The 21,772-nt window shown below is 31.8% G+C and carries 14 protein-coding genes and 1 other annotated feature; all 14 genes read right to left on the bottom strand.

The annotated features are described in order from the left end of the window. Positions 1 to 384: 384 nt before the first annotated feature. The 14 genes from pfkA to uvrC all read right to left on the bottom strand — a co-directional run bounded on the left by pfkA (position 385) and on the right by uvrC (position 21,665). Complete coding sequence (pfkA, locus tag bsdtw1_RS00410) at positions 385 to 1,344, bottom strand: 6-phosphofructokinase (RefSeq protein WP_183275636.1); 960 nt, start codon at positions 1,342 to 1,344, stop codon at positions 385 to 387. Positions 1,345 to 1,838: 494 nt separating this feature from the next. Next, positions 1,839 to 5,420 (bottom strand): DNA polymerase III subunit alpha, encoded by a 3,582-nt coding sequence (locus tag bsdtw1_RS00405; RefSeq protein WP_183275635.1) that lies wholly within the window; start codon positions 5,418 to 5,420, stop codon positions 1,839 to 1,841. Between the two features lie 141 nt (positions 5,421 to 5,561). Next, entirely contained in the window at positions 5,562 to 6,515 is a 954-nt protein-coding gene (locus bsdtw1_RS00400) for a galactose-1-phosphate uridylyltransferase (RefSeq protein WP_183275634.1), read from the bottom strand. Between the two features lie 351 nt (positions 6,516 to 6,866). Further along, positions 6,867 to 7,865, bottom strand: a complete 999-nt coding sequence (locus tag bsdtw1_RS00395; RefSeq protein ID WP_183275633.1) for a DUF4349 domain-containing protein — start codon at positions 7,863 to 7,865, stop codon at positions 6,867 to 6,869. A gap of 695 nt (positions 7,866 to 8,560) precedes the next feature. Beyond that, positions 8,561 to 9,511: a DNA-binding protein WhiA gene (gene whiA, locus bsdtw1_RS00390; protein ID WP_183275632.1), complete on the bottom strand. Its 951-nt coding sequence runs from the start codon at positions 9,509 to 9,511 to the stop codon at positions 8,561 to 8,563. Between the two features lie 16 nt (positions 9,512 to 9,527). Continuing rightward, positions 9,528 to 10,850, bottom strand: coding sequence for a gluconeogenesis morphogenetic factor MgfK (mgfK, locus tag bsdtw1_RS00385; protein ID WP_183275631.1), 1,323 nt, complete (start codon positions 10,848 to 10,850; stop codon positions 9,528 to 9,530). Then, a complete protein-coding gene (gene rapZ / locus bsdtw1_RS00380; protein WP_183275630.1) occupies positions 10,847 to 11,731 on the bottom strand; it encodes an RNase adapter RapZ in 885 nt (294 codons plus the stop codon). Before rapZ ends, mgfK begins: the two co-directional genes overlap by 4 nt. Positions 11,732 to 12,199: 468 nt before the next feature. Further along, on the bottom strand, positions 12,200 to 13,483 hold the full coding sequence (gene aspS / locus bsdtw1_RS00375) for an aspartate--tRNA(Asn) ligase (RefSeq protein ID WP_183275629.1): 1,284 nt from the start codon (positions 13,481 to 13,483) through the stop codon (positions 12,200 to 12,202). Between the two features lie 261 nt (positions 13,484 to 13,744). After that, positions 13,745 to 13,962: a binding site (T-box leader), on the bottom strand. A gap of 203 nt (positions 13,963 to 14,165) precedes the next feature. Beyond that, positions 14,166 to 15,284, bottom strand: coding sequence for a GerAB/ArcD/ProY family transporter (locus bsdtw1_RS00370; RefSeq protein WP_183275628.1), 1,119 nt, complete (start codon positions 15,282 to 15,284; stop codon positions 14,166 to 14,168). A gap of 10 nt (positions 15,285 to 15,294) precedes the next feature. Continuing rightward, positions 15,295 to 16,485 (bottom strand): Ger(x)C family spore germination protein, encoded by a 1,191-nt coding sequence (locus bsdtw1_RS00365; RefSeq protein ID WP_183275627.1) that lies wholly within the window; start codon positions 16,483 to 16,485, stop codon positions 15,295 to 15,297. Positions 16,486 to 16,490: 5 nt separating this feature from the next. Beyond that, the gene (locus bsdtw1_RS00360; RefSeq protein ID WP_183275626.1) at positions 16,491 to 17,960 is read right to left on the bottom strand and encodes a spore germination protein; all 1,470 of its coding nucleotides are present in this window, start codon (positions 17,958 to 17,960) and stop codon (positions 16,491 to 16,493) included. 99 nt (positions 17,961 to 18,059) lie between these two features. Further along, entirely contained in the window at positions 18,060 to 18,980 is a 921-nt protein-coding gene (murB, locus tag bsdtw1_RS00355) for a UDP-N-acetylmuramate dehydrogenase (RefSeq protein ID WP_183275625.1), read from the bottom strand. 65 nt (positions 18,981 to 19,045) lie between these two features. Next, a complete protein-coding gene (locus bsdtw1_RS00350; RefSeq protein ID WP_183275624.1) occupies positions 19,046 to 19,777 on the bottom strand; it encodes a phosphatase in 732 nt (243 codons plus the stop codon). 22 nt (positions 19,778 to 19,799) lie between these two features. Then, on the bottom strand, positions 19,800 to 21,665 hold the full coding sequence (gene uvrC, locus bsdtw1_RS00345; protein ID WP_183275623.1) for an excinuclease ABC subunit UvrC: 1,866 nt from the start codon (positions 21,663 to 21,665) through the stop codon (positions 19,800 to 19,802). Positions 21,666 to 21,772 lie beyond the last annotated feature (107 nt).

Here is a 21,772-nt window from a genome sequence, read left to right as displayed (position 1 = left end):
TTAGTGACATCTAAATTTTTCTTTAGCGCCCTGATCTATCTATTAAAACATGACATTGACTTACCTATACGTTAGTGAAATCTCTCCAACTATTATAGATAACTCAATTAAAAATTCACTTACCCTAAAAGTGATTTTCAATTTGGCATGTATAATATACTCTTAGTATTACTCTAAAAAAATCGCTAATGCGCTTATGATTGATGATTTTTTCTTGCGCATCTGCCTTTTCCGAACAAATGTTACGAAATTTGGGCAGGCGATAAGTACTTATTATATAAATAATATTTTCATTTACGTATATTAGGCTTTAAACCCTAAATAAAGCTCTAAACAGACGCAAACTACATTCTATCATATAATTACCTTAAAATAAAATATATTTTAATATGAAAGCGCAGATGCTATATCATAAAGCTCATTATCAAACTTTCTTTCCATAGCTAAAGCTTCATCTATATCCATATCCATTATTTGATTGTTCTTTATACCAACAACTCTACAAGTTTTGCCTTCAAGTAGTAACTCAACTGCTCTAGCGCCCATTCTTGATGCAAGAACGATATCTGATGCTGATGGACTACCACCTCTTTGTATATGTCCAAGTATTGTAGCTCTAGTTTCTAGGCTTGTAACTTCTTCAATATATTTAGCTAACTCATCAGCTCCACCAACACCTTCTGCAAGAAGTATAAGATTGTGCATCTTTCCTTTAGCCTTACCTTCAAGTATTGTTTTGCATAATTCGTCTTTATCAAAACCTTTTTCTGGAACCACTATAGCTTCAGCTCCACCAGCAAGACCTGCGTATAAAGCTAAATCTCCACAGTGTCTTCCCATTACTTCTACAACAGAAACTCTTTCATGTGATGTTGAAGTATCTCTTAACTTGTTTACTGCATCTATAACTGTATTTAAAGCTGTATCAAACCCTATAGTATAATCTGTGTAAGCTAAGTCATTATCAATTGTTCCTGGAAGACCAATTGTCTTAACACCAAGCTTTGATATAAGTTTAGCTCCTGTGAAAGATCCATCTCCACCAACAACTACAAGTGCATCAACACCATAAGCCTTTAATATGTTTGCAGCTTTTTTTCTTCCTTCTTCTTGTTTGAACTCTTCACATCTTGCAGTTCTTAGGATTGTACCACCTCTTTGGATAATGTCAGATACGCTACTTCTATCCATCTTGAAAAGTTCTCCATTTATAAGACCTGCGTAACCTCTTTTTATACCCATAACTTCTAATCCATTATGTAAAGCCATTCTTACTACCGCTCTTACAGCAGCATTCATTCCTGGTGCATCTCCACCACTTGTTAAAACAGCGATTTTTTTCATAATATTTCCTCCTCCACACATTGTGGACACTTTAAGTCCCACCTGTGCTAAATATTACCCACATTTATTAACTAGATTAATTTTACATAAAGTACGAAGATTTTTCAATGTCAAAATTAGAAAAATAGTCAAAATATCTTTATAAAGTTTAGCCTTGTAGCATTTGAATATTCTGATAAATATTATTATCTGTACTCCAAATAAATTCATCCAAGTAAATTCTAACTAATATTTTCACAATTTTCAATGTTTTTGTGTTGAAATATAGAAATAATTGACGAAACATTAGGGATTGATACAAATTATTATATCCTTTTTGTGTTTTTTTTATATCTAGTTAAAAAATAAATGAAATCCTTTACCTTAAAATTAAAATTAATAAAAAAAAGTCTAAGGAGCACCATATATTTATAGCTTCCTTAGACTGTTAAATTTATTTAACAATTAAATATATTCAATTCACATTTAATGTCGTTTAAAGAATATTGTTAAAATTAATCCACAACTTTTATATTTTCATCCCCAAAATATCCTCTTAATGTTGATAATATATCCCCATCTAGTGATACCCAAAGATCTTTACCTAATCTAAAATTCTGTCTTTCTTTTTCAGAAAAAATATAAACTGGCGTGTCTCCTTTAAAGGGTTCTAGTATTGTTTTTAAAAGTTTATTTACAGTTCTAGCTTTTTCATTATCCTGCACTCTAATATATATCTTTGAAGAATTCAACTTTTCTAGAGGCTGTATTTCCTCACATATTAGTTTTGGCATCTCATCTTCTTTTAAACTCACTCGTCCTCTAACAACAACAAGCGAATCTTCATTTATAAGGCTATTTACTTTCTCTAAAGTCTTAGGGAACACTATTACTTCAATTATGCCACTAAGATCTTCAAGTTTTATAAAGGCCATGATCGTATTATTTCTTGTTACTTTCCTTGAAACTTCAGCTATTATACCACCAAGAACAACTCTTTCACCGTCACTTACGGATCCATTCACTATAATTTTATTGTCTATTGCTTCTCCCAAAGTATCCTCTTCCAAAACCTGATTATGAGAAAGCAGTATTTTTTCAATTCTCATGGAAGTCTGAAGTTTTAGACTCTGAGCATACTCATCTAAAGGATGACCTGTGATATACAGACCTGTCATTTCTTTTTCCATAGCTAAAAGGTATTTTTTATCAAACTCTTTTATCTCAGGATACTTTATTGTTGGCGTACTGAACACAGAATTATCTTCATTTCCAAATAAACTTATTTGCCCATCTATATTTCTTTTTCTCTGATTGCCTATGCTATCCAATACTTTTTCATAAACTGCAAGAAGTCTTGATCTGAATAGCTTAAAGCAGTCGAAAGCACCAGCCTTTATAAGACTTTCTGTTGCTCTTTTATTTATTGTTGTAAGGTCTACTTTGTTTGCAAAATCAATAAGTGATTTAAAGTTGCCTTTTTCGTGTCTTGATTTTACTACACTGTCCACTACATTCATTCCTACGTTTTTTATGGCCGCAAGTCCAAATCTAATGGTGTCTCCTTTAACAGTAAATTTAGAGTAACTTTCATTTATATCCGGTGGTAATACTTGTATTCCAAGACTTTCAGCAAAATTAATATAGTAAGCTACCTTTTCATTTATCCCCATAACTGAATTTAACATGGCAGCTATATACTCTACAGGATAGTACTTCATAAGGTATGCTGTTTGAAATCCTACAACCGCATATGCAGCCGCATGACTTTTATTAAATGCATAAGAAGCAAAATCCATCATAGAATCAAATATTTTATTTCCTATCTCTTCAGATATACCGTTTCTAAGACATCCTGGAACTTCAATATCTCCATTCTCATCAACAATTCCGTATATGAAGTTTTTACGTTCTTCTTCCATAACCTTATGTTTTTTCTTAGACATAGCTCTTCTAACAAGATCACTACGTCCCATTGAATATCCACCGAGTTTTCTAACTATCTCCATAACCTGCTCTTGGTATACCAAGCAACCATAAGTAACCTTTAATATCGGCTCTAGATGCGGAGTCAGATATGTTATCTTATCAGGATTTTTCTTATTCTCTATGTATCTTGGTATTTCGGCCATAGGACCTGGTCTATAAAGTGATATTCCGGCTATTATATCCTCCAAAGAATCTGGTTTAAGTTCCTTCATAAAAGAAGTCATACCTGCTGATTCTAATTGGAATACACCAACTGTTTTCCCTTCACCGAGCATCTTATACACATCTTTATCCTCGAAATTTACTTTGTCGAGGTCTATGTCTATACCACGGTTTTGTTTAATCATATCCACAGCGTCTTTCATCACCGTTAAAGTTCTAAGTCCTAAGAAGTCCATCTTTAAAAGCCCAAGTTCTTCAAGAGTACCCATATCAAATTGTGTTACTATATTATCTTCATTTCTTTGCAATGGTACATACTCTACCAAAGGTCTTGAGGCAATTACTACTCCAGCAGCATGAGTAGATGAGTGTCTTGGAAGTCCTTCTAATTCTCTACTTATATCTATTAATTCTTTTACTCTTGCATCATTATCATACTCGCTTTTTAACTCAGGATTTAAATTCAAGGCCTTCTCTATAGTTATTCCAAGCATTGTAGGTATCATCTTAGCTATTTTATCAACTTCACTATAGGAATAGTTCATGGCTCTTCCTACATCCCTTATACAGCCTCTTGCAGCCATAGTACCGAAGGTTATAATCTGAGAAACATTCTGTATTCCATACTTTTCTACTACATAATCAATGACTTCCTGACGTCTTTCATAACAGAAGTCACTATCTATATCAGGCATACTTATTCTCTCTGGATTTAAAAACCTCTCAAATAGCAAACTGTATTTAATTGAATCTATTTTTGTTATTCCAAGCGTATATGCTACTAATGAACCAGCTCCAGAACCTCTTCCCGGTCCTGTAGGTATTCCATTCTCATTTGCGAATCTTATAAAATCCCAAACTATCAAAAAGTAGTCTACATATCCCATTTGATTTATGACAGATAATTCATAATTTAATCTATCTATATAAATCTTAGCTTCTTCATTTATTTGTCCAAACTCTAGTATTTTATCTAAATCAAATTCCTTGTTTGAAAAGTCGTTGAACACCTCATACCTTTCAATCAATCCTTTAAAACAGACTTCCCTCATGTATTCAAAGGGATCCGTTCCCTCAGGCAATGGAAATTTAGGAAGCTTTGAGGTATGAAATTCATAATCAAAATTACACTGTTCAGCTATCTTCTGGGTGTTTTCTAAAGCTTCTGGAACATAAGAAAACATATCCCACATCTCTTCAGATGATTTTAAGTAGAATTGATCTGATGGATACCTCATTCTATTCTCTTCTTCTACAGTTTTACCAGTCTGTATGCAAAGTAACACATCATGAGATCTAGAATCCTTTTTTTCTATATAATGAACATCATTTGTTGCTACCAGAGGTAAATCCAGCTCTTTAGCCAATTCTATATTCATATCATTAACTTTTCGTTCATCATCAGTTCCATGATACTGTATTTCAAGATAAAAACCATCTTTAAAGGTTTCCTTGTAAAATAATGCGGCTTCTTTTGCTCTTTCCTTATTCCCGTTTAATAAATTTGATTGAACTTCTCCACCTAAGCAAGCACTTAATGCAATTAATCCTTCACTATGTTCACTTAAAAATTGGTGATCTGTTCTAGGCTTGTAGTAAAATCCATCAGTAGATGCTTTTGATACTATCTGCATCAAATTTTCGTAACCTTTTTCATTTTTTACAAGAAGTACAAGATGATATGTTTTATTATCTGAGTCGATATTTTTTATATACATTGACTTAGGCACTACATAAACTTCACAGCCCAATATAGGTTTTATCCCTACATTCTTTGCTGCCTTATAAAAATCAACACATCCATACATTACTCCATGATCTGTTATCGCTATACTATCCATTCCAAGGTCTTTCGCCTTAGCTACTACCTTATCTATCTTTCCTGATCCATCTAGCAAGCTATATCCAGTATGGAGGTGAAGATGAGTAAATTTTTTACCACTCAACACAGCACCCTCCTTTTTGTTTATACTAAATAACTTTTTATCTAATTCTTAAATAAATACTTTTTAATTTAACGAAAGTCTAACCTTGTATTTTATCTATTTTTACGAAAAACTATTCTTATTAAAAGTATCGTGTAATTATTATAACTCTACTTTACTAACCTGTACATAACCAGTAACTTCTCTAAACTTATTTGCTGCTTCTTCAGGAGAAATAACATTTATATATACTTCAGTGCTCATCTCAAAACCCGCAAAAAAGCTTCCTCTTGGTAATATATCAACATAGAAATGTTGGTAACAATTACCATCCTTATAAATGTAATAACATATATTAAGAGGTATATCCCCTAGACTTTCATATATTATCTTAAATACCTCTTCAAATAATTTTGAGAGTTCATCTATTCCATCCTCACTTAATATTTCTTCAAAAGAACCTCTATGATGCTTAAGTGCTATTCTTAGTTGATATTGAAGTGTAGATCCATAAGGAGCATAGACTATATAATTACCTCTATCTAATACAATTCTTTCTACTTCAATTAACTCTGATTCAACTTCTTCGCAAACCTTACAATATTTATCCTCCATCAACTTACTTTGAGGCGTAAAATTCAACGCAACAATTTGAGAATGCGGATGTTCTAACGAAGCCCCACCTTGCCTACCGTAATTCTTAAAAATCTGTAAGTACCTTATGTCCTTATCTCTAAAACATTTGTAAGCTGCATCCTTATAAGCTGTAAATATATCTCTCCACTTTTCTGCCTTATATTTATAGAGCTTTTTGTTGTGGTTTGGAGTTTCAATAACAACATAGTGATACCCCCTAATTGTATCTCCATCTTCTGTCACAGTAGGGTATTTATTTTTAACAACTCTAACACTCCAATTTTCATCCCCTATTTTTAATATTTCACATGGTGTTTCCGCTTCATTCCCTTTGCAGAATGGGCATTCACTATGGCTATATTGTAATTTAGAATTAACCTGCTTTTGCTGTATATTCTTATTATCAATAGGTCTCGATCTTCTATTGGTAGCTATTATCACTTGCTTCCCAGTTATATTATCAATTCTTATCTCATTCATATAATCCTACTCCTTATAATTATGAACATTTCTATATATCTCCATTACTAAAACTAGGTTATTTTTAGGACTATTGTTTAAATTAAGTGGTTATACGGGAGATGCTATATGAACGAGCTATTAGAATTAAATGATTTTTTCAGATGGAATGGCGTTAAAAACTGTACTGTTCGAACGTAGTGAGTTTACAGTTTTAGCCATGGAATATGACAAAATCATATTAATTCTTTGCGTAAGCTCATTAAAGCATCGGATGTATAACCACTTAATTTAAGCACTATGCTTTAAAAAATGAAAAAATTGCTATTATTACATTATAGCAATTTTCTCAACTTTCATGAATTAAAGTATTTATTTTATATCCTTATCTTCTTTAATTTTATTTACTCTTTTATATACCTTTAGTCCAACAAAAGCTATTCCACTTAATATAACTAGATATGGTAAAGCACTTGCTAAAAGTAATACAAAATCTTTAAGCAATCCTCCTAAGGATATAATTGATTGTTTAAAGTTATAAATCAACTTTTCTCCGAACCCTTTAGGAGCCTTGTCTACAACTTTTATCTCCTCAACTTCGTTTACATTTATAGTTAAAGATGAAAATTCTACTAGGTTATCCCACTTTTTAAGATTACCAGTTAAAGATTCTATTTGATACCTTATATTAGCCAGTTGTTGCTCTATTTCAAAAACATCCTTAAGTGATCCTGATTTCTTTAATAGTTCTAGTAATCTCTCTTCCTGAATCTTTAAGGAATTGACTCTTGCCTCTGTATCGAAATAAGAGGATGTAATATCCTCACCCTTTATAGATTTATATATAACTGTTCCAAAACTACCTGAATCATTGATAAAACCATCGAATTTATCTTTAGGGATTTTCACTTGAAGCTTTGCATTTCTAGCTACAAACTGTTCTTGCCCCACCGTTTGCTTACCATCTATTGAAGAATTCTCAATGTACCCGCCCAATTTTTCAACAGCCTTCGTAATTGAACTTATACTTTCATCAAACTTTAAACTTTGTATGGTCAGCTCTCCACTTTTTATTATCTTTCTTTGTTCTGCAGCTTTAACATCATTTTTTTCATTACTATCTGCATTACTCTTGCTTTGATCACCACTTGCTTCGTTTCCAGTTCCAGTTGCCTGCCCCACAGTACTATCTTTTGCCTTTGCTGCTTCATCACTGGTTACACTTAACTTTCCATCACTACTGCTTTGAGGTGCACTACTACTTGATTTAGTTGTACTCATATCTTTCTTAGAAGAAGAACAAGACGTCAGTATTACTGATGAGCTTATAATTAAAACTGCAAGGATTTTAAAAAGAACTTTCTTTCTCATAAAACTACCCCTTTATATTTTATTTATGACTAAAGACCTTCTAGTTAATTAAATCTGAAAATTCTCACAATAAAGTCATTTCACTTCTATATACGATTTTATTTTAATAAAGACACAATAATTCCAAAATTTATTAATATTTTATTAACTAGTTCACATTTTCTTCAACATTGCATTTTCCTGTACAACAAAAATAGGATTCGGTATAAAAAGCTTATTGCTTTTATACCGAATCCTATTAATTTTCTTATTTATTTTTCATTTTATAAAAAATATGTTCAAGACTATTGTTTAAATTAAGTGGTTATACAGGAGATGCTATATGAGCGAGCTATTAGAATTAAATGATTTTTTCAGATGGAATGGCTCTAAAAATCGCTAATTGTTCTTTATTAGTGATTTTTTTACGCATCTGCCTTTTCTGAACGTATGTGAAGAAATTCTGGCAGGCGATATATTTTTACTTTTTACTTTTTAATCACATAGCATTTTTATTTTATTAAATTTAAGATATAAAATTTTTATAGAATGCATGGATTTTTAAAAAGTAAAACTGTACTGTTCGAACGTAGTGAGTTTACAGTTTTAGCTATGGAATATGACAAAATCATATTAATTCTTTGCGTAAGCTCATTAAAGCATCGGATGGATGACCACTTAATTTCAACATCACCTTTATAAAAAACTTACTTGTTTTAAATTTGACCAGATCTTATTTCATCTGCAATCTTTTCTATCTTTCTTAATCTATGATTTATTCCTGATTTACCTACAGGTGGATCTAACATTTCACCTAATTCCTTCAGTGATTCATCTGGATATGATAATCTAAGTTCTGCAACCTCTCTAAGATTTTTAGGTAATCTTGCAAGACCTATCTGTCTTTGTATAAGTTTTATACTCTCAACTTGTCTTACTGCAGCATTTACAGTCTTGCTCAAATTTGCAGTTTCACAATTAACTAACCTATTTACGTTATTTCTCATTTCTTTCATGATTCTTATATTCTCAAGCTCTAGTAAAGAAGAATGAGCACCTATAACATTTAAAAGGTCTACTATTTGTTCACCTTCCTTGATGTAAACAATATAACTATTTTTTCTTTGAATAACTTTTGAGTTAAGTGAAAATGTGTTGATTACATCTCTCAAGTCTTCTGCATATTCTAGAGAATGAGTAACAAGTTCAAGGTGGTAATTTTTCTCAGGGTTACTAATGCTACCTCCCCCGATAAACGCCCCTCTAACATAAGCCTTTCTTTTTTCTTCATCAGAAACAAGACCTTCGTCTATTCTATAATCAAGGGTAGTCATGCCATCTACTTCTCTTAGGATACCAGTTTCCTTTAAAAGTTCTTTAACTCCCATCTCTTCAGTTATAAGAACCATATAAATATTATTCTTTTTTAGTGAATTACTTCTCTTTACCATAAGTCTTGAATGTATGGTGAAGTGATCCTTTAAAATTGTAAAAACAAGTCTTGCACAAGCTGGGTTTTCTGTGGTTATCTTAAAGCTTATCTGTCTGCCACTAAAAGCCAAGGTTCCGCTGACTTTCATGATTGCAGATAACTCAGCTAGGGCCTCAGCTTTGCTTAAATCAGTATATCTGCATATTTCTCCTTTAACCTTTGATGAAAATGACATAAATACCCCTTCCTTGCTACTTTTCCTTTAGTCTTTGTGATAAGTACATATATTCTAATATCTTTTTTCTATCATACAGTAATTTTTTCTCCATTACTGTCTGCATAATTATCTCAGCTAATTTTTCTGAATCATGTCTTATGAGCCCTTTATTAATATTTACGAGGTTAGCCTTTACTACTTCTACCCCCATCTTTTGTAATTCTGCTAAATCTAATTCAACTATCTCTGATCCATCTTCCCAATATCTTTTCTTAAGTTCGTCTGATATATTGTCCACATTAGCAATTACACAATCAACTGTATCTTTTCCACAATAGTCATTTAAAATTTTTATATGATCTGATACCTTAAATCCATCCGTTTCTCCTGGTTGGGTCATTATATTAGATACATAAATCTTAAAAGCTTTGCTTCTCTTAACAGCATAAGTTATTTCTTTTACTAACATATTAGGAATGACACTAGTATACAGGCTTCCTGGTCCTAATACAATGGCATCAGCCTCTCTTATTGCATCTAAAGCATCATCTAGCGGCTTTGCATCTTCAGGTATTATAGATAACTTCTTTATTCTAGTTTTATTCTCATAGGCAATCTCAGGAATCATCGATTCGCCTTCAACAATCTGCCCATTAGCTAATTCTGCTTTAAGCTGCATATTCTCCAAGGTCACTGGCAAAACCTTACCAGTTACCGCTAGTACTGAGCTCATTTTTTGAACTGCATCTTCAAAATTATCAGATATTCCATCCATGGCTGCTAAAAATAAATTACCAAAGCTTTGGTTTTTTAATCTACCATCTTTAAATCTATATTGAAGCAAATCTTCCATAAGCGGTTCCGTATCAGCAAGTGCTAATATACAGTTTCTTATATCCCCAGGAGGAAGAATACCTAAATCTTCACGTAAATCTCCAGATCCGCCACCATCATCTGCAACAGTGACTATTGCAGTAATATTAGATGTATAATACTTCAAACCTCTAAGCATAGTAGAAAGTCCAGTACCTCCACCTACAACTACAATCTTAGGTCCCTTTACTAAAAGCCTCTTTTCGTAAATAAGATTTTCTATCTTTTCGTTATCAAAAGAAACCTTTATATATCCCTTATTCATTAATGCTATTACAGCTCTTATACCCTCTGTTACCGATACATAAATTATAAAAATTCCTGTTATATTTAAAAAAACAAAAAATACTTTATAGGGGATATTATAAACCTTATGTTGTACGAGCTCGTTTAGACCAAAGGCTATAAACAGAATACCTAGTATTGCATACACTATCCATCTCTTAAGTTTAATTCCTGGCTTTAGCCAATCTATTAGCCTCATAGCTTCTTAGCTCCTCTGTTGACATCTTCGTTAACATCTCTATGCTCAATAGTAGCCTTAAACCCGTCATTATTTAAGGTTTCATAGATTGCATTAGCTATAGCTACTGATCTATGTCTTCCTCCAGTGCAGCCTATAGATACGATAAGTTGCCTTTTTCCTTCCTTTGCATAGTTCGGGATTAGAAATTTAAGCATATCCTCTATCTTTGACATAAACTCTTTAGTCTCAACCTTTTCTAGTACATACTTCTTCACTGGTTCATCATTTCCTGAGAAAGGTTTAAGCTCTGGTATATAGAACGGATTAGGTAAAAATCTTACATCAAATACTAAATCTGAATCCATAGGTATACCATATTTAAATCCGAAAGATACTACGGTAATTGACAGTGGTCTTTCAGTTGTAGTACCACTACCATATAAAAGATTTAGCTTCTCTCTTAAATCTCTTATTGCATACTTAGAGGTATCTATTATGTTGTCTGCTCTATCCTTTATTTCTCTGAGTTTTTTTCTTTCTTCTTCAATTCCATTTATAACTCTTCCATCTGGAGCAAGTGGATGGCTTCTTCTTGACTCTTTAAATCTTTTCACAAGAATATCATCTGAAGCTTCTAAAAATAATATTTCATATTTAAGTTCATTTTCCTTTAGTGAATGAAGTGTTTCAAATAAATCATCAAAGAATATTCCACCTCTTATATCCATTACAAGAGCTATCTTATCAATTTTCCCGTCACTTTGCTGACACGCCTCTGCAAACTTACATATAAGCTTTGGAGGTAAATTATCTACGCAAAAGTATCCCAAATCTTCTAAACTTCTTGTTGCTTCTGTCTTACCTGCTCCAGAAAGACCAGTCACTATTACAAATCTCATAAATATCCTCCTTGCTAACTTCTTCGGCTCCTATCTGAGAACCTAATCTAATTTTAAAATTATCTAAGGATTAAAGTGGCACATCTTTTGATGTACCACTTTATAAGCAAAATTATATCTTCTTAGTCTCTTTTGAAAACATTGAAGTGCTTGAAAATCACTTAGTTACTTACCCGGCACATTATGATTAAATGTTAACTTATCCATTGATTATTTTATTTCTTACCATAATAATTATATCTTTTACATATGTACCACTTCAATCTGAAAACTATTTTCAAAACTCCTCTGGTTTCTGATAGGAGAATTTGAAAATATAAATTTTATTATGAAGTGGTACATCCGTAAGAGCCAAACTTCAATTATTAATATATATATATTTCTATATTAAATTATATCACATATTAGCACTTTTATAGATATACAATTTTCAAGTTAAACTTTGTGTTTAAAATCACCACAATTTATTTATGGTTTTAACCTTGTTCTGTCCCTTGGAAATAAAGTAACTTCTCTTATATTATTAATCCCTAAAAGTTGGGCCGTTAGTCTTTCTAACCCTATTGCTAACCCTCCGTGTGGAGGCATCCCATATTTAAAGGCATCAAGATAAAAATTAAAGTCTTCCGGATTTAATCCTTTATATTTAATATTTTCCATAAGCTTTGAATATTCATGAATCCTTTGACCTCCTGTAGTTATCTCAACTCCTCTAAATAGCAAGTCAAAACTTCTAGTTCCAAATTCTCCTTTAGGCATTGTATACATAGGTCTTTTGCTTCTAGGATAATCTGTAATAAATATAAACTCTGAGTCAAATTCTTTTTTTGCATGCTCACATATCTGTTTTTCTGCTGAAGGGTCTAAGTCTGTAGTAAGGTCATTACGGGAATATTTTATTTTCAATATTTCTATAGCCTCTGATAAAGTTATTTGTGGTATTTCTTCTTGTATCTCTGGAATTTGTATTCCAAGCATATTAAACTTATTACTAAAATTACTTTCTATCTTAGAAAGAATATATTGGAGCATCTTTGTTTCTAAGTTAATAAGTTCTTGTTCATCCTCAATAAAGCCTAGTTCTAAGTCCATACTAACATATTCATTGATATGTCTAGAAGTATTATGCTCTTCCGCTCTATATACATGACCAATCTCAAAAACCCTCTCGTATCCTGATGCAACCATCATCTGTTTATAAAACTGAGGGCTCTGAGCTAAATAAGCTTGCTTTTCAAAATAGTTAACTTTAAATAGTGCAGTTCCACCTTCTGCTCCCTCAGCAACAAGTTTAGGTGTATATATTTGGGTAAATCCTTCATTGATTAAGAACTCAGCAAATCCCTGTGAAAGCATCGCTTGAACCTTAAATATATAGTTATTATTCTCGTTTCTTAAACTTAGTACTCTATTATTTAGCTGAGTTTCTAGATTGCTCTCAATTTTATTGCTATTAATTGTTATCGGCAACTCTTCTTCTACTAAATTAATTACATTAACTTTTTCTACTTGAAGCTCTATATTTCTGATAGAATTCTTTCCTTCTACTACAGTTCCCCATATTTCTAGTATTGATTCTAACTTTATTCCTTGCATTTCAAACTTATCATTTTCTAGCACGCACTGAATCATACCAGTTCGATCTCTAATCACTAAAAAACTCACTTTACTTAAGCTTCTTATTTTATGCAACCAGCCTTGAATTTTAACTCTCTCTCCGCTTTTAAGTTCATTGATTAATTTTCTTTCCATTAATACTTCCTCCTCTTTATTTAAATTTGCTATATAATAAAAAACTTCTAAAATCATTGAAATACTTGAGTTTAACTACTCTAAAAGTTTTATAATTTCCTATACAGCAAAAACGTCCCTTGAATAAATTCAAGGGACGTTAAATACGTGGTGCCACCCTAGTTAACTTTATAATAAGCTAATCAATGATTAAGTTTAACCGCAAATAAAATTTAAAAATCGCCGAATCCAATTTTCTAAAGAATAAAAAAAACTCACTCCAAAAGGAGCGAGTCTTATACTCACGGTACCATCCTAATTAACTTAACAAAAGCTATCTCTTCAATATAACGGTCTTTACCCGGCTCAACCTACTAAGTAAACTTTTCAGTATCGCATCTCAGAGATGTCCTTCAAAATGCAACTCAACATGGGCTTACACCATCCCCAACTCGCTTAAGTTACCATTACATTTCTACTTTTCTCTTCATCGATTTTATTTTTATTGATTATACATCACTTGTTATAAGTTGTAAAGATGTATTTTAATTACAGGTAAAATATATTTCAATTAATATTTAATATATATTATGTGCAATAACTTATTCAAATACTACTTTGTTAAAATTTTTATTGGAATTAAGAAAAACTTTTATAACAACATATTTTAATTAGCACACACCTAAACTAGAATTCTTATAAATCATCCTAAGTTCTTGGTATATCTATTCTTTTTTCCAGCAGCGGAAAGAATGAATAAAATTCCCGGTATAATAAATTGTAATGGTACATGTACATATAAAGGTACTATATCCAATCCTATATGAAAATGCTGTATTGGATTAACCATCAAGAAGTACGATAAGAATATCAGTATCATACCAAGAATTACTGTAAGTAAGTTTCTATGCTTCATATCTACTTCAAAAACAGTCATTGACATTTCTACAGAACAATAAAAAAATATAAGAATTTTATAAAATCCACCTAGCATCAAAAGTAATATAGCAAGAACATCAAGCCTTTGTATAAATGTGCCAATCTGTATACTTCCTACTGTTTTTAATACCGGAAATATAGATAGCTCTACAATAGTAGCTGAAATTATTGCCACATTAATAGCTGATGTCAAAGCTAATATTAAGCCGCTAATTACGTTTGAAAAAAGTGCTGTTTTTCTTATCTTATGTGCATCTTTATCAGCTACATTACTGTATATATTCATAAAAGTTATGGTTTCTCCATAAGGAACTGCTATCGCTAATGGGAATAATACCTTTACAATTGGCCCCCATCCGTATTCCAACACAGGTTCCAATCTCTCTATTTTGGGAAGCTTATTTATAAATGCAAACCCAAAAAGTATAACTATAGTAAACAGAACAACTTTGTGCAGTAATACAGCACCTCTTCCCATTGCTTCTATGCCTAAATAACTGCAATATATAACTGGAATACTCATAATAAATATAATCATTATATTTGGTGTCTGCGGTAATGCTGTTGATTTTATAATAATTCTAAAGTCATTTATTACTCTGTTTGCTGTATATAAAAAATAAGCTATGTATAATAATGATATAAGCTTACCCAAACGCCTACCCAAGAGTTCCTCTAATATCTTTCCTAAGTCATTTCCTTCAGTTTTCTTAAATATATTAAGATATGTAAAGGTCAATATTGTACCAAAAGCCATTCCTAGCAATATTACAATCCATGCATCTTGTTTTGCACTTGTGGCTAAAGGTATGGCTATTGCACTTCCAAGTTGGAATAAGATCATCATCCTAAGAAATTGTCTCGAACTTATTTTATTATTCATAGCATGCTCCTTAATGCGAAGGCTTAAGTGACTTGGTAGTAATTCCAGTTCCTGTTACTTCTACATCAACATTATACTCAACAGGAACAGTAGGAAATTGCTTATCCCAGTCCTTTGAAATCTTCTTCCATAAATCAATTTTCTCATTCTTAATTACTTCGCCAAACCCAAATATATCTGTTTGGAATTGAGTTTGTATCTCTGATGTAGATTTACTAAATCTTAATTTTAGATATTCTTCAGTTTTTTTTTCTATTTTTGTTACAGTAGTCGGCTTATCAATAGGTATAATTCCCATAGCTTCGGTTATAGACGCTTTTATCTTTACATTTACCTTTATCTTTGGTTTCCCCATTACTTCTTCAACAATTACTTTTCTACTCAACTTTTCAGCTGAAAGATTAACAAATTCATTAGGATCCTCCCATGGTAATATTATTAAGAATCCCTTTGAATCACCTAATAAAATATTTATTAATGTACTCTGAGGGTCATTTAGCCAACCTACTAACTTATCTCCTTTAAATGCTGCTATTGGACCAATTTGTATATTTGTGGGTACATCTACATCTTCTATATTCTGCATATTCATTCCTATATCATTATTTCCATGTACAAATATACTGGTTAGTATTGGCTCAGCTCCTTCCTTCTCCAAGCTCTCAATGAATTCAAATAATTTTATAGTAGCAGTTGCAGCCCATATTCTTTCAGAAACCTCTAAAGAAAAGAAAATCTTATTTGCAGGAATTCTCTCTAATGGGGTTAATATATTAAGTGCCTTTGTAGCTTCCTCCCCTTTTACTACAGTTATATAAAAATCGCTTCTTATCTCTGTATTTCTTAACAAATAGTCGAGAGTTTTTCCAACTCCTTCTCTAGCTAAATCTTCACCGAATACTAACAACCTTAAGTGTCCTAAAAATATTTCTCTAGGTACCTCCAAACTTAATTTTCTTACGGCCTCATCTATAGTCTTACCATCCATTCTGTAAGTTGTGACTGGAGTACCTTCTGAATTTTTATTTAAAGCAATAGAACCAGGATTTAATATTTGAACTGTTACTAAATATTTATCATCTTCTTTATCTATCCCTAAGGCTGTTACAATGGATATCTGTGAAGGTTCTCTAGCTCCCCAGCATCCTACAAGAGTTATACTTATTAAAATTGCACTTATTAGTTTAAAAATTAATTTCATAGACATCACTTCTTAAATATATTTTTAACTATTTTTTTTATAACTTTAGTTACCTTAGAATCATTTGCTATATTTTTTGGTGCCATAGTTTTTGGTGCCATAGGTTCCATATAAGGGGTTCCAAAACTTTGTATACTACATAGATGAAATATTATAATTATTATTCCACTGATTATCCCAGGCAACCCTAACACAGCTCCAAGTATTAATATTGCATATCTCAGTAATCTTGATGCATTTGCCATAATATAGTTAGGGCAAACATAAGTTGCTATTGCAGTTAGGGCAACCAAAATTATTAATATTGGCGAAAAAATACCTGCTTCTACAGATGCCTGACCTAAAATTAGCGCCCCTACTATAGATATAGTGGGTCCAACCACTCTTGGCATTCTCACAGCAGCTTCTCTTAAGATATCAAATATTATTTCCAAAATAAAAGTTTCAAAGGCTATTGGAAAAGGAACACTTAGCCTTTGTGCTGCTATACTTATATATAAGGCAGTTGGAATCATCTCTTGATGAAAAGTAAGTATTGCGCAGTATACTCCCGGAGTTAACAGAGCCATCACATAACTTATAAATCTAATTATGAGAATAAAACTCCCCATATAATTCCTCACATAAAGCTCTTCTGTTGTTTGAAAAAAATTAATAAATACTGCTGGAAGCACAGATACAAATGGAGTGCCATCTACCAATATAGCAATCTTTCCTCTCATTAAAGCTGTCGCCACAAAATCAGGCCTTTCAGAGCTATATATAGTCGGAAATGGCGACACTTTGCTACCTTCTAGATAATCTTCTATAATTGAGGTTCCAACTACAAATTCTATATCCAATTTTTTTAATTTTTCTCTTACTTCGTCCACAATCTTTTCATCACATATTTCTTTTATATAAACTAATGACACATCTGTCTTAGAATTTGTACCTAAACTAAATTCTTCGAATACTATATCTTTATTTTTTACTCTTCTTCTTATAAGAGCTGTATTTGTTCTAAGTGTTTCAGTAAAACCTTCTTTTGGTCCCTTAATTACAGTCTGAGTACTTGGTTCTTCAATTCCTCTTTGAGCCCAATCTTTAGAATCCACTGAAATAGCTTTATTACTACTATCTATTAGTAATAAAGTCTCTCCAGCTAATATGCTCTCATATAGCCTTTCTATATCGGTTACTTCATCAATCTCACCAAAGGCTAGTGAATATCTTTTTATAAGTTCGAACCAATCTATATTATTACTACTATTAGGTAGTTTTAAATCAGAAATTCTTACATCTAGCATAAGTGTTTTTAAAATAAGACTATTTACTGTATCACCATTAGAGAGTCCGTCTATGTATATAATTGATGCGCTAATTTTCTGATCTTTTCCTATTGAAAATTCTCTAATTACTAAATCATTACTTGCCCCAAGTACATTTTTTATGGTAGTTAAATTTTCTTGAAGTTTAGAACTAATCTCATTCATAATATCTACCACCAAATACTATTATTTGCATTTAAATTTCCCTAAAAAAAGAGCTTATATACTATCAATAGTATATAAGCTCTTTTAGGTTAGAAAAACTTATTTAGCTTCTTCACCAATAATTCTAACTTCTGGATGAAGTTCCACATTAAATTTATCTTTTACAGTAGACTGTACATAATGTATAACAGCTAATACATCTTCTGCTGTAGCATTTCCTTTATTAATAACAAAACCTGAATGCTTCTCAGAAACACCGGCTCCCCCTATGGTAAAGCCTTTAAGACCTGCATCTTGAATTAACTTTCCTGCAAAATACCCTGGTGGTCTCTTAAAAGTGCTTCCTGCAGACGGATATTCTAGAGGCTGCTTTTCTTCTCTTCTAGCAGTCAATTCATCCACTCTTCGTTTTATAGACTCATGGTTACCAACTTTTAATTCAAAAGTAGCACTAATAACTACAAATCCTTTTTGCATAACAATGCTTGACCTATATCCAAGTTCTAACTCGTCCTTTGTTAAAACCTTTATTTCATTTTTATCATCTAAAACAACCGCTTCTTTTATTACAAATACAATTTCACCGTCATAAGCTCCTGCATTCATAAATACTGCGCCACCGACACTTCCTGGTATACCACAAGCAAATTCAAATCCTGTTAAGCTATTTGCTAAGGCTTGTTTAGATACATCTGCTAAAAGTGCTCCGCATTCTGCCTCTATTTCAGTGCCGTTAACTGCTATCTTATTAAGTTTGCAAAGCTTTATCACTACACCTCTTATTCCCCCGTCTTTAACAAGGATATTAGAGCCGTTACCTATAATAAAATATGGGACATTATGTTTTTTACATAAATCAATAGTCTTTTTCACTTGTTCAACATTGTTAGGATTAACTAGTATATCTACTGGTCCTCCAACTTTAAAATATATGTGCTCACTCATAAGAGAATTTAGTTCTATATCTTTTTCATCATAAATACTAAAAAGCAGCTTACTAAACTCCAAATACTTATTCATTATTAAAACTCCTCATGATTTTATTAAATACGCTCAATTAAATAGTATAAAGTAATTATTGCCCTTTAATCAAGGCTTAAATCAGAAAGTTTGCCTTTTTTCTTTAAGTAAATTAAAATTTTATTTTTATCTGTATTTAATATTAACTCTTCTGGCACCTTTGCTTCTTCTACTATCTTATGTGAAATAGGAAATTTGCCTATATCTAATGATACATGAGCGTCAGAGCTTAAGACAATCTTGACCCCATATTCAGCACAAAGTTTTACTATCTTTATACATGTAGCTTCACTACCAGGCCTTGACTTAAAAGAACTATTATTTATTTCTATTATCTTATCTTCGTCCTTGGCTTTTTTCACTACAGCTTCTTCATATATAGGAAAATAGGAGTTACCCATGTGTCCCATAATATCTATTAAAGGATTATTCATAGCATTTATTAATGCTCTTGTATTTTCCTCTCTGGTTCCCGGAGTTATACATACATCATGAAGACTAGCTAATAGGATATCCAGATTCTCTTGTGTCCTTTTAGGAATATCTAAATTACCATCAAAATCAATTATATTAGCTTCACACCCTCTTAGATGGATTACTCCATAAAGCTCCCTCGGAAGTGCCTTAATATTATTGAAGTAGAATAGATGAGGGCCTCCAGGCATATTAGGACCATGATCTGTAGTTGCTAATACTTCAATTCCATTTTCTGATGCCCATTTTATATTTTCTAACCATGTAGTATATGCATGACCGCTTACAATTGTGTGTGTATGTGTATCTAAAACATACTTCATATAATAAACTCTCCTTTTTAAATTATTTTTTTGATGCAAAATATCCTTTTATACTTTCAGCTGCCTTTTTATCTATACTAGGAGTATCAAGCAATTCCTCAAAAGAAGCATTTTTTATATTTTCCACACTTCCAAACTTCATAAGAAGTTCTTTCCTTCGTTTCCCACCTACGTTAGGAATATCTTCTAGTACTGAATGCAATGTCCTCTTATCTCTAAGAGAACGATGGTATGTTATCGCAAACCTATGCACCTCGTCTTGTATCCTAGTTATCATGTGCATCAAGTTTGAACTTCTACTTAAGATAATCTCCTCATTATTATATATCAAACCTCTAGTTTGGTGTTTATCATCCTTTACCATACCACAAACAGGAATATCAATTCCAAACTTTTTCAGCACTTCAAGAGCTACGTTTACTTGTCCTTTTCCACCATCCATCATAATTAAATCCGGAAAGCTTGAAAATTTACCCTTAGAAAACTCTAAATTTCTTTCTTGTATAGCTTTTATTTCTTCAAGACCATGAGAAAACCTTCTTTCAAGAATTTCTCTCATACTATCATAGTCATTTGCACCTTTTACTGTCTTTATTTTGAATCTTCTATAATCTGAATTCTTCGGCTTGCCTTCCTCAAAAACCACCATAGTCCCTACAGAGTCAACCCCTTGAATATTAGAAATATCATAAGATTCTATTCTCATAGGCATACTTTCAAGATTTAGTAAAACTGCAAGTTCTTCAAGTGATACTCTATTTATTTCTTTATCCTTCAATATCTTGTCTTTGAATTGTTCAAGAGTCATTTTAGCATTGTTCTGAACCATTTCCAGCATATCTTTCTTTTCGCCTTTTTTAGGTATCTTTATCCAAACTTTAGACCCTTTCTTAATTGTCAAAAACTCTTCCATTAGATCAATATCTTGTATGTCAGGTACATAAACATTTTTAGGTAGTTGAGCTGTTCCTCCATAAAAGGAAGTTATAAACTCAGATATTATCTCTGAAACATCATCATTTGCTTTATCTTGGAACATAAAGTGTTCCCTTCCAGTAATCTTTCCTTCTCTAAGGAAAAACACCTGAACACAAATGTCCTTCTCATCACTATAAACATTAATGAAGTCTTCATCAGCTTCCCTTGCAGTAAACATCTTCTGCTTTTCGCTTATAAATTCTATTGATAATATTTTATCTCTTAATTTTGCAGCCTTTTCAAACTCTAAGTTTTCAGAAGCTATATTCATTTCACTTCTTAGATTCTTTATAAGCTCTGTATCCTTGCCACTTAAAATATTGGTTATGTCTTCAATCATCTTCCCATACTCAGCTTTAGATACAAAACCTCCACAAGGCGCATTACACTGCTTTATATGATAGTTTAAACATGGTCTAGTTCTTTCTCCATCTTCCAATATAACTCTCTTGCAGGTTCGTAGTGGAAATATCTTTTTTATCATTCCTATAGTTTCATATACAGCAGGAACATTTGTATAAGGTCCAAAATATTTATTTCCATCCTTAGCATAATTCCTAGTTACATACACTCTCGGAAAATCTTCATTAGTGGTAATTTTTATAAAAGGATAAAACTTGTCATCCTTAAGAGCTATATTATACTTAGGACTATATTTCTTTATAAGATTACACTCAAGAAGTAAAGCCTCCATTTCTGAATCGGTAACTATATATTCAAACTCAGAAATATTTTTAACCAAAGCCCTAGTTTTTTCAGAGTGATTCTTAGAGTTTTGGAAGTACTGTCTAACTCTATTCTTTAACACTTTAGCTTTACCAACATATATAACTTCCCCTAAGGAATTTTTCATTATATAAACCCCAGGTTTATCTGGAAGTATTTTTAGCTGATGCTCAAAATCAAACATTTATTGTACCTCCTAATTATGTATTTACTTTATTTAAGATAATTTCAAAATGGTTGTTAAATTTTAAATATAGAAATAGTTTTAGATAAACAAATATACGTATATAA

Origin of the sequence: Clostridium fungisolvens (assembly GCF_014193895.1) — a bacterium.
In the GTDB taxonomy this organism is placed as follows: Bacteria; Bacillota; Clostridia; order Clostridiales; family Clostridiaceae; genus Clostridium_AR; species Clostridium_AR fungisolvens.
This window is presented reverse-complemented; position numbering and strand designations above follow the sequence as displayed.